This is a genomic window from Sphingorhabdus sp. (assembly GCF_040079335.1).
Taxonomy (GTDB): Bacteria; Pseudomonadota; Alphaproteobacteria; order Sphingomonadales; family Sphingomonadaceae; genus Sphingorhabdus_B.
In genome coordinates this window covers 1-13387 of record NZ_JBEBKL010000016.1, presented here as the reverse complement: position 1 = coordinate 13387, position 13387 = coordinate 1, and the positions used below count along the sequence as shown (strand labels likewise).

At 59.0% G+C, this 13387-nt stretch carries 8 protein-coding genes; 6 read left to right on the top strand and 2 right to left on the bottom strand.

Annotated features, from left to right (window positions below):
• Positions 1-4 precede the first annotated feature (4 nt).
• The 5 genes from ABL922_RS06575 to ABL922_RS06555 all read left to right on the top strand — a co-directional run bounded on the left by ABL922_RS06575 (position 5) and on the right by ABL922_RS06555 (position 7259).
• Positions 5-2833: a valine--tRNA ligase gene (locus ABL922_RS06575; RefSeq protein WP_349023412.1), complete on the top strand. Its 2829-nt coding sequence runs from the start codon at positions 5-7 to the stop codon at positions 2831-2833.
• Between the two features lie 291 nt (positions 2834-3124).
• Positions 3125-4039 carry a sulfite exporter TauE/SafE family protein gene (locus ABL922_RS06570; protein WP_349023411.1) on the top strand — a complete coding sequence of 305 codons (915 nt, stop codon included), beginning with the start codon at positions 3125-3127 and terminating at the stop codon, positions 4037-4039.
• The gene (locus tag ABL922_RS06565; protein ID WP_349023446.1) at positions 4039-4809 is read left to right on the top strand and encodes a TIGR02186 family protein; all 771 of its coding nucleotides are present in this window, start codon (positions 4039-4041) and stop codon (positions 4807-4809) included. Before ABL922_RS06570 ends, ABL922_RS06565 begins: the two co-directional genes overlap by 1 nt.
• Positions 4810-4896: 87 nt before the next feature.
• Positions 4897-6810, top strand: a complete 1914-nt coding sequence (locus tag ABL922_RS06560; RefSeq protein WP_349023410.1) for a DUF87 domain-containing protein — start codon at positions 4897-4899, stop codon at positions 6808-6810.
• A 29-nt stretch (positions 6811-6839) separates the two neighbouring features.
• Positions 6840-7259 (top strand): hypothetical protein, encoded by a 420-nt coding sequence (locus ABL922_RS06555; RefSeq protein ID WP_349023409.1) that lies wholly within the window; start codon positions 6840-6842, stop codon positions 7257-7259.
• A gap of 17 nt (positions 7260-7276) precedes the next feature.
• Here ABL922_RS06555 and ABL922_RS06550 read toward each other — a convergent pair whose 3' ends face one another.
• Entirely contained in the window at positions 7277-8221 is a 945-nt protein-coding gene (locus ABL922_RS06550) for a right-handed parallel beta-helix repeat-containing protein (RefSeq protein ID WP_349023408.1), read from the bottom strand.
• Positions 8222-8400: 179 nt separating this feature from the next.
• On the opposite strand from ABL922_RS06550, the gene ABL922_RS06545 reads away from it, so the two are divergent.
• Positions 8401-9612, top strand: a complete 1212-nt coding sequence (locus ABL922_RS06545; RefSeq protein WP_349023407.1) for a cation:proton antiporter — start codon at positions 8401-8403, stop codon at positions 9610-9612.
• Between the two features lie 1128 nt (positions 9613-10740).
• On the opposite strand, the gene metH is transcribed toward ABL922_RS06545, so the two are convergent.
• Complete coding sequence (gene metH, locus ABL922_RS06540; protein ID WP_349023406.1) at positions 10741-13377, bottom strand: methionine synthase; 2637 nt, start codon at positions 13375-13377, stop codon at positions 10741-10743.
• Positions 13378-13387 lie beyond the last annotated feature (10 nt).

Sequence of the window (13387 nt, the reverse complement as noted above, 5' to 3'; positions counted from 1 at the left end):
GCCCATGACTATCGACAAGACATTCGACCCGGCGACAATCGAAACCAAATGGTTTGAGCATTGGGAAACGAGCGGCGCCTTCCGGCCCGATCGCCCCGACGCGCAACCCTTCACCATCGTCAACCCGCCGCCGAACGTTACGGGTAGCCTGCATATCGGCCATGCGCTTGATAACACGCTGCAGGACATATTGATCCGCCATGCCCGTTTGCAGGGCAAGGATGCACTGTGGGTGGTCGGCATGGACCATGCCGGCATCGCGACCCAGATGGTGGTCGAACGCAAGCTGGAGGAGCGTCAGGACAAGCGCACCAATTACAGCCGCGACGAATTTGTCGACATCGTCTGGAAGTGGAAGGCCGAAAGCGGCGGGCAGATTACCCGCCAGTTGCGCCGCCTTGGCTGTTCGATGGACTGGGCGAATGAACAGTTCACCATGGACCCGCATTTCAACCGCGCGGTGCTTAAGGTCTTTGTCGACCTCTATAACCAGGGGCTGATCTATCGCGACAAGCGATTGGTCAATTGGGACCCGAAGTTGAAAACCGCGATTTCGGATCTTGAGGTCGAAACCCGCGAAGTGAAGGGCCATTTCTGGCACTTCCGCTATCCGCTGGCGGATGGGGTCAAGCTCGACAATGGCGCTGACCATATCGTTGTCGCCACCACCCGCCCCGAAACGATGCTTGCCGATATGGCGGTCGCCGTGAATGCCGATGATCCGCGCTACAAAAGCGTGATTGGCAAATTTGTCGAGCTGCCGATTACCGGCCGCCGTGTGCCGATCGTCGCCGATGAACATGCCGATCCCGAACTGGGCTCGGGCGCAGTGAAGATCACGCCGGGGCATGATTTCAACGACTTTGAAGTTGGAAAGCGTGCAGGGATAAAGCCCGGCGAGATGCTCAACATGTTCGATGCAGAGGCGCGCGTGGTGCAGACCGCAGACGATCTGATTCCGGCTGATTTTGTCGGCATGGACCGTTTCGATGCGCGCGCAGCGGTGGTCGAAAAGATGAAGGCGCTGGGCCGTCTCGTTCCGCATATCGTCAAATCGGCGGATGGCGAGGAAACCGAACTCGATGCCGAACCGCGCAACATCCAGACACCCTTTGGCGATCGCGGCGGCGTGGTGATCGAACCCTGGCTGACCGACCAATGGTATGTCGATGCAGAGACACTGGCACAGCCGCCGATACAGGCAGTGCGTTCGGGCGCGATCGAAATCGTCCCCAAAAGCTGGGAGAAGACCTTCTTCAACTGGATGGAGAATATACAGCCCTGGTGCGTTTCGCGCCAGCTTTGGTGGGGGCACCGGATTCCGGCTTGGTACGACGCCGATGGCAAGGTCTATGTCGCCGAAGACGAAGCGGCTGCTCAGGTGCTGGCGGGCGAAGGCGTTGCGCTGACGCAGGACAATGACGTTCTCGACACCTGGTTCTCCTCTGCACTCTGGCCCTTCGCAACCTTGGGTTGGCCGGATGAAAACCCCTCTCCCCTTGCGGGAGAGGGTGGCGAGCGCAGCGAGCCGGGAGAGGAAGTGCCTGATTTCACCCCCTCTCCTTCCGCCGCTGGCGCGGCTCCCCCCTCTCCCGCAAGGGGAGAGGGATTATTGGCCCGCCATTACCCCAATGACGTGCTGATTTCAGGTTTTGACATCCTTTTCTTCTGGGATGCGCGCATGGCGATGCAGGGGATGCACTTCATGAAAGAGGTGCCGTGGAAGACGCTCTATCTGCACGGGTTGGTGCGCGCCGCGGACGGGCAGAAAATGTCCAAATCCAAGGGCAATGTCGTCGATCCGCTCATCCTGATGGACAAATATGGTGCCGATGCGCTGCGCTTCTTCATGGCGGCGATGGAAAGCCAGGGCCGCGACGTGAAGATGGATGAACGTCGCGTCGAAGGCTATCGCAACTTTGCGACCAAGCTGTGGAATGCCGCGCGTTTCTGCCAGTCAAACGGGATTGGCGCGAGCACGACGCTGCGTGCGCCAGAGGCAAGCCTTGCGGTCAACAAATGGATCATCGGCGAGGTTGTCGAAACGCTGGCCAAACTTGACAAGGCCTTTGCCGAGTTCCGTTTCGATGCGATGGCCGATGCGATTTACCAGTTCAGCTGGGGCACCTTCTGCGACTGGTATCTGGAACTGATCAAGCCGGCCTTCGTTGATGGCGAAAAGCAGGAGATGGATGAGGAGTCCAAGACTGTTGCTGGCTGGGTGCTCGACCAAATCCTCGTCATGCTCCACCCCTTCATGCCCTTCATCACCGAAGAATTGTGGCATGCGATGGGTGAGCGACAGTACGACCTGATTGTTGCCAAATGGCCTGAGCCAAAGGCTAAAGTTGATGCCGTGGCCAAACATGAAGTTGACTGGCTTATTGATCTGATCAGCGAAATTCGCTCTGTTAGAACTGAGTTGAATGTGCCGGTCGCGTCTAAGGTTGATCTCGTCGGCTGGGCTGACTTGTCGCCACAATCGCAGCAGCGCCTGAAGAGAAACGAACCGACTATTGAGCGCTTGGGGCGTATAAGAGAAATTCGTCAGACAAATTCCGAGTTGACCGGTGGAGTTGCGCAAATCGTCGTTGAAGGCGAAACATATGTGTTGCCACTCGAAGGCATTATCGATCTCGACGCCGAGCGCACGCGCATATCGAAGGCGATCGAAGCTGCGTCAAAAGAAGCCAAGTCTTTGGAAGGCCGTCTTTCAAACCCGGCCTTTGTCGAAAAGGCGAAACCAGAAGCGGTCGAAAAGGCCCGCGCCGACCACGCCGAAAAGGCCGCCGAAGTCGAGCGCTTGAGCGCGGCGCTGACACGGTTGGGGTAAGAAGGATTTCACGCGAAGGGCGCGAAGATGCGAAGAAGCGCGAAGGGGTTTGTGCCGTTAGGCACCTTCCAATAATCACCTTTCAGCACTTGAGCGCCTTCTGATTAATCCGGCTTCGCCGGTTAGTCATCTTCGCGATCCTTCGCTCCTTCGCGGACTTCGCGTGAAATCTAAAATCCTGAACGTGCAGCTCGTCACCTCCCGCCTTGTGCGGAACTGCCAATTGGGTTTAGGGTCGTTCCTGCGTCGCCATTCGTGCGGCGTTCAGGGGAAGGGATTTAGCGCGGCGCGATGGATATCTACCTGCCTATAGCCGGGCTGTCGGTAAACATCGTTGTGATCATCCTGCTCGGTGGTGCGGTGGGCATGCTGTCGGGCATGTTCGGCGTCGGCGGCGGCTTCCTGACCACGCCTCTGCTCATCTTTTACGGTATCCCGCCGACCGTGGCCGCGGCCTCGGCCTCTACGCAGGTGACAGGGGCGAGCGTGTCGGGCGTGTTCGCGCATATGCGGCGCGGCGGGGTCGACTTTCACATGGGTGCGGTGCTGGTGGTCGGCGGGCTTTTGGGCACGCTGTTCGGTGCGGTGCTGTTCGAACTGCTCGAGGCATGGGGGCAGGCGGATACCGTCATCAATATCCTCTACACGGTGCTTCTGGGTGGTATAGGCGGGCTGATGGCGAAGGATGCCTGGCAGAGCCTGTCTGCCAAACGCAGTGGAAAGCCCCTCCCGCCGAGCAAGCGGCGGCACCATCCGCTGGTCGCTAGCCTGCCGGGGCGTTGGCGCTTTTATCGTTCGGGGCTCTATATTTCGCCGCTCGCCCCGTTGATCCTCGGCTTTCTGACTGGCATTCTCACGATGTTGCTAGGCGTTGGCGGTGGCTTCATCATGGTGCCCGCCATGCTCTATATCTTGGGGATGAGCGCCAATGTCGTGGTCGGCACCTCGCTGTTCCAGATCCTGTTTGTTACCATGTCCTCAACGATGGTGCACAGCCTGACGACGCGGGCGGTCGATATTGTTCTCGCGATCTTCCTGCTGATCGGCAGCGTCACCGGTGCGCAGATCGGCGCGCGGCTGGCGCAGCGGATGCGGCCTGACTATCTGCGGTTTTTGCTGGCGGCTATTGTGTTGATCGTTGCCTTGCGCATGGCCGTTGGCCTTGGCTGGCAGCCCGATGAAATCTACACGGTGCAGTTCCTGTGATCATTCGGCTGCTCCTGCTCCTCGCCTTTCTCATGCCGCTGCCGGCGCTTGCGCAAAGCGCGGGTGAGCCAAAGCTGGTGCCCGATGTTTCGCAGCGCAAGATCAATATCCAGTCGCGCTTTACCGGGGCTGAGTTGCTGATGTTCGGCGCAATCATCTATCCGCGCGGCGTGGCGCCCGAGGGGCAGGTCGATGTTGCCGTCGTGCTGCGCGGACCGACGCGGCCGATCATATTGCGTGAAAAGCAAAAGGTGGCGGGCATCTGGGTCAATGCCGAGAGCATCGATTTCCGCTCTGCCCCCGCCTATTACGCGATCGCCTCTTCGCGCCCGATCGAGAAAATTGTCGATGCACGAACGGCGGCAATCTACGAATTGGGGCTGAAAAAGCTGCAGCTTTCGCCCACGGGAGAAATCCAGACCCGCGAGGTGCGGCGCTTTACCAACGGGTTGGTGGAACTGAACCGCAAGGGCGGCCTGTTTGCCGAAGCGCCTGGTGAAGTCGATATCACCGATCAGGTGCTCTATCGCGCCCGCCTGACCTTGCCCTCCAGCGTGCCCGAAGGCCGCTATGTCGCCGAGACGCTGCTGATCCGCGACGGCCGGGTGATCATGGCGGATGACAGCGTGGTGGTGGAAATCAGCAAAACCGGTTTCGAGCGCTTTGTGACGATCATGGCGCAGGATTACGGCCTGCTTTATGGTGCTTTTGCCGTGCTGATCTCGCTCTTTCTCGGCTGGTTTGCGGGCTATGTCTTTGGCCGGTTGTAACGTGCTATCCTGGCATGAAACGCGCAGACTTTAGCGAAAATTAACCTCGTGCGCATAGTCTGGCGCCCTAACCAACAGGGTGACCAGATGACCGACAATTATTCAGGCCGTACTTTCGGGCAAGGGCAGCCTTATCAGCCCGGCGAACCCGCACAGGATTCGGCGTCTTCGGGATCGGTGCCCCATCAGCCGCCTGTCAGGCCTGCAGTGCAGCCGACCGCACCCTATACCGCCGCTCCGCAGGCATCGCGCATAGCTGCGCCGCCCGCACCGCAATCTGCTCCTGCAGCTGCACCCGTTGCGCAATCTGCGCCGCAGTCCTTTGCACCCGCCGGTCGTCCGGAAAGCGCCGAGCAGGTCGGCGTTCGTCAGGCGCAACGCAGCCATCAGGCAGCGGGCGGCGGTTTGTACAAGATCGGCACTGTGATCGAAATCGCAGGCTCTGGCTCGCAAGTCAGCCTCAATGCGCAGCTTATCAATTCGCTGGTCGATAACCACGACCCTTCGATCGCGATGGCAGGCCAGGTCGGGAGCCAGATCAAGATCCGCGTCGGCAATGTCTGGCTGCTCGCCAACATTCGTACCCAAAGGCTCGACCTGACCGATGCCAAAACCATCCTTGCACAGGTCGACTTTCTTGGCGAAGGCGATGAAGAGAAGCTGACCGGCAAAATCTATAATTTCCGCCGCGGTGTGACCCGCTATCCGGTGCCCGGTTCGGAGGTTTATGCTGTTTCAAGCTCTGACCTAAAACAGGTTTATGCCGCTGACGGCCGTGCGAGTGTCAATATCGGCACGGTTTTCCCGACCCGCGACATCCGCGGCTCGCTCTATGTCGATGCTATGCTGGGCAAGCATTTCGCGCTGCTCGGATCGACCGGTACCGGTAAATCGACCAGCGCCGCGCTGATCCTCCACAAAATTTGCGATCTCGCGCCCGAAGGCCATATCGTGATGATCGACCCGCACGGCGAATATAGCGCCGCATTCAAATGCAATGGGGCGCTGTTCGATGTCAACAATCTGGCCATGCCCTATTGGCTGATGAACTTTGCCGAGCATTGCGAGGTGTTCGTCACCTCGTCGGGTGATGAGCGCCAGGCCGACTGTGATATTCTCGCCCGATGCCTGTTGCAGGCGCGTTCAAAGAACCGGCTCGCCGAAGGTATTGGCAAGCTCACCGTCGACGCGCCCATTCCCTATCTGCTTTCAGACCTGACCACGATCATCCAGAATGAAATGGGCAAGCTCGACAAGGCAACCAACACCGCACCATTCATGCGGCTGAAGGGCAAGATTGAGGAACTCAAGGCCGATCCCCGCTACAGCTTTATGTTCTCGGGCATGCTGGTCGGCGATACGATGACCGACTTCCTCAGCAAGATTTTCCGCCTGCCGAGCGACGGCAAGCCGATTTCGATCATCGACGTTTCGGGCGTGCCTTCCGATATCACGTCAACGGTGGTCGCAGTGCTCTCGCGTCTGGTGTTTGACTATGCGATCTGGTCGCGCAACGAACCGCAGCGCCCGATCCTCCTCGTCTGCGAAGAAGCGCACCGCTACATCCCTTCTGACCGTGTGACGGGCGGCAGTGCGGTTCGCACCATCCTTGAACGTATCGCCAAGGAAGGCCGTAAATATGGCGTCTCGCTTGGCCTGATCACCCAGCGTCCGTCGGATTTGGCCGAAGGTGTGCTGTCACAGTGCGGCACGATCATCTCGATGCGTTTGAACAACGATCGCGACCAGGCCTATGTCCGCGCCGCGATGCCCGAAGGCGCGCGCGGCTTCCTCGATTCAATTCCAGCGCTCCGCAACCGCGAATGCATCATCTGCGGCGAAGGTGTCTCGATCCCGATCCGTGTCGCGCTTGACACGCTCGAGGAAAACAAGCGCCCCGCTTCGGAAGATCCGCTCTTTTCCGAACTGTGGCAAGATGCAGGCGGCGAAGAAGAATTGCTCGACCGTGTCGTCCGCCGCTGGCGTGCGCAGGGACGGTAAATTTTAAATTTTTGTCAGGAGTATCGCAAATGGGGCATGGTGCCTTCAGAGGTGTTTTGATTGGCGTGGGCTTGATCGTTTTCGTCATTTTTTCATTTAAGTTGGCCGTTGGCGGGATCGGCCTATTCGCGGCGTCCAAACTGGATTCGCGGGCCGAACAAATCGAAGCGCAAATGATTGCCGAACTGCCCGCCGACATATCGGAAGCCGAACGCGAGCATTTTAAAGAGAAAGCCAAGCTTCTCGCACGATCGGCAGCTGAGATGGAAGCATCGGGAATGATCAGCGGTAAATCCGCAATTCCCAAGCTGACAAGTTCAATCTCGAAGAAGTCGGTTGAGTCTGATTCCTTCGACTCTAGCACAGCGGATTCGACGGACTTTAATGATGACACCGATGTGGGCGGCAAGAATTGGGAATTTGGTGACCCGTCGAGTGAAATTCAATAAAACTGGCTGACCGGAGCCTAGCGTTTCTCAAACGGCTTCAGACCCCTGCCGAGCCGGTTGGCGCCCAATACGATCGAATCGCCCGACCAGTCGGCGAGGAACACCGTGTTCCTGTCGACATCGGTGCCAAGGCTCGCATCGTTGCCGCTGATCGCAAGGCCTGCGCTGCTGCGCTGACGGCCTTCGGCGGCAACCGCGATGAAGGCGCTGTAATTTTCCTTGTCCTTGCCCTGCACGAACACATTGCCACTGATCATGCCGGTGGCACCGCCGGGGAGGTCGATCATATAGTTGGTTGCTTGCCCGCGCGTATCGTCAAAGGCGTTGTTCTGGATGATCGCGGTGGCGGCGCGGCTTTTGACATAATGCCCGCCATTGCCACGTTCGAAACGGCTGCGGGTGACGGTCAGCGAAGCGAAATCGCCGATATAGATGCTGTGCGCACAGGATAGCCCACGGTCGCAGCGGCCCAGTTCGCTGAATGTGGTCTGGTCGATCACAATCTCGCCCGCCGGATCCTGTGCGGTTAGAATGCCCTGTTCGCTGTTGCGAAAGACCGAACGGGTGACCGCCAGATTGCCTTTTTCAAGCCGGATGCCCGCGCCATTGCCATCGGGCACCGCCATATTCTGGAAGATCAGGCCGTCGACCGCAGCCGATTGTCCGCGCAGCACGAGCGCCGCCTTGCCCTCGCAAATGCCGCCGTCAAAGACTGAGCGCCCGGCCACTTCGGCCTTGAACGAGACGTGCCCGGCCGATTGCACCGCGCATTCGCGATAAGTGCCGGGGGCAATCAGGATGGTCCCTTGCGCGTCGCCAATCGCCTCTACGGCATCGGCCAGACGCGAATAGGTCCGCCCGGTTTCGGCGACCTGAAACGGCGCCATGCCCTGCTGGGCCGTTGCAGACACGGTCGACAGGGCGGCGATGGCCGGGATGAGGAGAAGCGGGATTCGGTTCATGGTCGCACTTTCGCTTTGGCTTTGATGCAAATTTGCCTGCTTATCGTGATTCCCGCCAGCGGGTTAACCACAGATGGCGCTGCCTGTCCGTTTCGGGGACATAGCTATGCGACTTGCGAGGCCGGGAGGGGCGGGGTATCGCAAGGCTATAACGGGTCCAGTGCTGCACAGAGGGGCATATGCACAGCGTAACCACCACCGAAGTCTTCCTGCTGGCGATGCTGATCATCTTCACTTTGCCCTATCTGGTCTGGCGGCTGGGGCGCACCGAATATTATGCGCCTTTGGTGGTGGTGCAGATCATTGCCGGCATTTTGCTTGGCCCCGGCGTGCTGGGGGCGGCGTTTCCGGATTATTATGCCTTTGTCTTCCGCCCCGAGGTGGTCACCGCGCTGAATGGTGTCGCTTGGTGGGCAGTGATGATGTTCGTCTGGGTGGCGGGCATCGAGCTCGACCTTGACGAGGCCTGGAAGCGGCGCCGCGAAACCGGGATCACGGCAGGCTTTGCACTGTTCACGCCGCTGCTGTTCGGCAGCATCGCCGCCGTCCTGCTGCTCCAGACCGGTGATGGTTGGGCGGGGGCAAAGGGCGCGCGATGGCAGGTGATCGTCGGCATCGGCATGGCCTGTGCGGTGACGGCGCTACCGATCCTTGTGCTGTTGATGGAAAAGCTCGAAATATTACGCGAGCCGATTGGCCAGCGCATCCTGCGCTATGCCAGCCTTGACGATATCGCGATCTGGGGCGTGCTCGCGCTCATCCTGCTCGATTGGGAGAGGATCGGGCGGCAGGGCGCGTTCCTAGTCCTGTTCGCCGCTCTAACCTTTGCAATCCGCTGGCTGATGGTGCGAATTCCCGAACGGGATCGCTGGTATGCGGGGCTGATCTGGCTCGCAGCATCCGGCCTCGCGGCGGACTGGGCGGGGCTGCACTATATGGTCGGCGCGTTTCTGGCAGGCGCTGTGCTCGACAGCAAATGGTTCACGCTCAAGGATATGGACAATTTCCGCAACACGATATTGCTGGCGGTGATGCCGGTCTTCTTCCTGTCGACCGGCTTGCGCACGCAGTGGGATGTTGGCGGGGTCTCGGTGTTCGGTGCGGCGGCGTTGCTGCTGGTCGCGGCGGTCGTCGGCAAGCTGGCGGGCATCCACATCGCCGGGCGTATCTTGCATTGGGAGAAAGGCGAGGCGTCGATCATCGGCTGGCTGCTGCAGACCAAGGCGCTGATCATGATCATCTTCGCCAATATCCTGCTCGATAAGGCGATCATCACCAACGAAACCTTCACCGCGCTGCTGCTGATGGCGGTGGCTTCGACGATGCTGACCATCCCGGTGGTGACGCCGAAACTGAAGGCGCTGGCGGGGGTGATCGGGAAACGGGGCTGACGTCGAAACGTCGTGCCAATTTGGTTCACGCGAAGGGCGTAAAGGAGCGAAGAGCGCGAAGAATCTCTGCCGATAGGCAAAATCAAACTCGCTAAGCTTTACGTTCACCTGAAGCTGTTCGGCAGAAGGCGGCTTCGCCGCGATATGCCCTTCGCATTCTTCGCTCCTTCGCGAACTTCGCGTGAAATTAAATCCCGAAGTTGACAAAACTGACGCCACGTCACGTTCAAACATTCCATCCCCGCGACAGGAAATTTCCAACATCTGGTGCGACGGGTGCGGCAGCGATTTTGGGAGAAAGGGCTCACACTATCAAAGAGCCAGCCCCACCGCATCGGCGGCGGGCAAAGACAGGCTGGCAAGGAAAGTCCTACATTTCAAGCGAGAACATCATGTCCCTCTCCCATAGGGAGAGGGTTGCGAAGACTTACCGCCTTGTGCGGTTAGTCGCAGCTGGGCGAGGGGTTCCGCCCTGCCGATGACCCACACCCCCTCACCAACTCCGCCTAAGCCTTGCGGCTAAGGCTCCATATCCTCTCCCTATGGGAGAGGGGGCGGCATTTCATATTTTACCGGCTGGCCGAGGATCGGCTCGACGTAATCCGCATCTTGCATCAGCAGATGGATGTTGATGCGCGGTTGGGGGAGTGAACGGGGGCTAATGGGCATAGTGTCCCGGAATGCCCGAATTTAATTAGTCCACAGTCCTGTCCCCACATAATTTTTTCGAGACCCCTTGCAGATCGCCTTGTCGCAATGGCATCATTAGAAAAATGAAAACAACGTAGGATATAAAATTGTGTTGGATGAATACACATACGTTGACGGACGTAAGGTCTCGTTTGATCGCACAAAGGTCGTTCATTTGGAGCCGCACGTTAGTGGGATAGGTTCGCTAATCCGTCTGCAGGTCGTTGATAGCTCGGCTGAGATGCATCTAGCTGAGGAGTACGCATTCTTAAGAGACCGTATATCTGAGAGCTGGATTGAACGGGGTTTTCGTGAAATGCACGAAAAGAAGGAGTTGCAGGGCGCTTCAGAGGAACTCCTGAATGACATCGAAGTGCCGTTTTAGTTCTTAAGTTGGAGCACCGTGGGCCAATATTTTCGCTGCAAATGCTGCCCCCCTCACTCATTCAAATTCGGCCTTAGATACTGCCGCGCCTTGTCCATCGCCAACCCGCGCCGTGCGGCATAATCCTCCACCTGATCCTCGCCAATCCGCGCGACGCCGAAATATTCGCTTTGCGGGTGGCCGAAGTAGAAGCCGCTGACCGCAGCGGTCGGCAGCATCGCGAAGCTTTCGGTGAGGGTGATGCCGGTGCGGTGGGTCGCGTCTAACAGGTCGAACAATATCGGCTTCAGGCTGTGGTCGGGGCAGGCGGGATAGCCGGGCGCGGGGCGGATGCCGCGATATTGTTCGCGGACCAGCGCCTCGTTGGTCAGTTGCTCGTCGGGGGCGTATCCCCATAGCTCCTTGCGCACATGTTCGTGCATGCGCTCTGCAAAGGCTTCGGCCAGACGGTCGGCGAGCGCCTTCAGCATGATGTCCGAATAATCGTCGATATGCGCCTTGAACTCGGCGAGCTTGGTGCCGATGCCATGGCCGGTGGTGACCGCAAAGCCGCCGATCCAGTCGCCATCGGGGCTGATGAAATCGGCCAGGCACATATTGGCGCGGCCTTCGCGCTTGGCTACCTGTTGGCGCAGGAAGGGCAGGCGGATGTGTTCTTCGTCGTCAAGGTAAATGACGACATCGTCGCCTTCGCGCGCGCAAGGCCATAGCCCCGCAACGCCCTTTGCTCGCAGCCATTTCTCCGACACGATTTTGTCGAGCATCGCCTGCGCGTCGGCGAACAATTGTCGCGCGCTTTCACCGACCACATCGTCGTCGAGGATCGAGGGATAATTGCCGTGCAATTCCCATGCGCGGAAGAAGGGCGTCCAGTCGATATAGTCGCGCAGATCGGCGAGCGGCCAATCGTCATAGACATGCACACCGGGCTGCAGCGGGGCGCCGGGTTTCAGGCTCACGTCGATTTCGAAGCCATTGGCGCGGGCTTCTTCGAGCGTTGCCAGCGGCTTGGCGGTCTTGCCAGCGCGGGCATCGCGGATATGGCCATATTCGGCGCGGGTGTCGGCGACGAATTTCTCGGCGAGCGTATCGCTGACGAGGGTGGAGGCAACGCCGACCGCGCGGCTGGCATCAAGCACATGCACCGTCGGCCCGGCATAGACCGGTTCGATGCGCAGCGCAGTGTGCGTCTTTGACGTCGTGGCTCCACCAATCAGCAGCGGCATCGTCATCCCTGCGCGCTGCATTTCTTCGGCGACTGTCACCATTTCATCGAGGCTGGGGGTGATGAGGCCAGACAGCCCGATCATGTCGGCGTCATGTTCGACCGCGCTTTTGAGGATTTCCTGCCATGGCACCATGACGCCAAGGTCGATGACTTCAAAGCCGTTGCATTGCAGAACCACGCCGACGATATTCTTGCCGATATCGTGAACGTCGCCTTTGACGGTGGCCATGATGATCCGGCCCTTGCCTTTGCTATTCTCGTCCTTCTCCGCCTCGATATAGGGGAAGAGGTGGGCGACGGCTTTCTTCATCACACGAGCCGATTTCACGACTTGCGGCAGGAACATCTTGCCGCTGCCGAACAGATCACCGACGACATTCATCCCGTCCATCAGCGGGCCTTCGATCACCTCGATCGGGCGTCCGCCGCGTTCCTTGATGGCGAGGCGTGCCTCCTCGGTATCCTCGACCACATGCAGATCGATGCCTTTGACCAGTGCATGTTCTATCCGGCGTTCGACCGACCAGCCGCGCCATTCGGCGGCGGCCTTTTCCTGCGCGGCGTCGGTGCCTTTGTACCGTTCGGCAAGTGCGATCAGGCGCTCGGTCGCGTCGGGGTCCTTGTTCAGGATCACATCTTCGCAGGCTGTCCGCAATTCGGGATCGATGGTGTCATAGACATCCAATTGCCCGGCATTGACGATCGCCATGTCGAGTCCTGCAGGGATGGCATGATAGAGGAAGATGCTGTGCATCGCCCGGCGCACTGGCTCATTGCCGCGGAAACTGAAGGACAGGTTTGAGAGACCGCCCGAATAATGCGCATGCGGGCAGAGGACGCGCAGTTCCTTGACCGCCTCGATAAAGTCGACGCCGTAATTATTATGTTCCTCGATGCCGGTCGCGACCGCGAAGATATTGGGGTCGAAGATGATATCTTCTGGCGGAAAGCCGATGCCGACCAGCAGGTCATAAGCGCGCTTGCAGATCGAAACCTTGCGTTCCTTGGTGTCGGCTTGGCCCGTCTCGTCGAAGGCCATCACGACCACAGCCGCGCCATAGGCCATGCACAGACGGGCGTGGTGGAGGAAGGCTTCTTCGCCTTCCTTCATGCTGATCGAGTTGACGACGGGTTTGCCCGACACGCATTTCAGCCCCGCCTCGATTACGCTCCATTTGGAGGAGTCGACCATTATGGGCACGCGCGCGATATCGGGTTCGGCACCAATACGCTTGATGAATTTGGTCATCGCCTCTTCGGCGTCAAGCAGGCCTTCGTCCATGTTGATGTCGATAATTTGTGCGCCATTTTCGACCTGATCGCGCGCGACCTCGACCGCGGCTTCATAGTCGTCGGCGAGGATCAGTTTCTTGAACTTCGCACTGCCGGTGACGTTGGTGCGTTCGCCGATGTTAACAAACGAGGAACCGGTCGGGCGGGTGGTGTTGGCGGTCTGTGTCATTCTACATTTC

Excerpts from the sequence above, each read along its gene's own strand:
- ABL922_RS06575 (WP_349023412.1), top strand. The coding sequence starts at position 5 with ATGACTATCGACAAGACATTCGACCCGGCGACAATCGAAACCAAATGG.
- ABL922_RS06570 (WP_349023411.1), top strand. The coding sequence starts at position 3,125 with ATGGATATCTACCTGCCTATAGCCGGGCTGTCGGTAAACATCGTTGTG.
- ABL922_RS06560 (WP_349023410.1), top strand. The coding sequence starts at position 4,897 with ATGACCGACAATTATTCAGGCCGTACTTTCGGGCAAGGGCAGCCTTAT.
- ABL922_RS06555 (WP_349023409.1), top strand. The coding sequence starts at position 6,840 with ATGGGGCATGGTGCCTTCAGAGGTGTTTTGATTGGCGTGGGCTTGATC.
- ABL922_RS06550 (WP_349023408.1), bottom strand. The coding sequence starts at position 8,221 with ATGAACCGAATCCCGCTTCTCCTCATCCCGGCCATCGCCGCCCTGTCG.
- ABL922_RS06545 (WP_349023407.1), top strand. The coding sequence starts at position 8,401 with ATGCACAGCGTAACCACCACCGAAGTCTTCCTGCTGGCGATGCTGATC.
- metH (WP_349023406.1), bottom strand. The coding sequence starts at position 13,377 with ATGACACAGACCGCCAACACCACCCGCCCGACCGGTTCCTCGTTTGTT.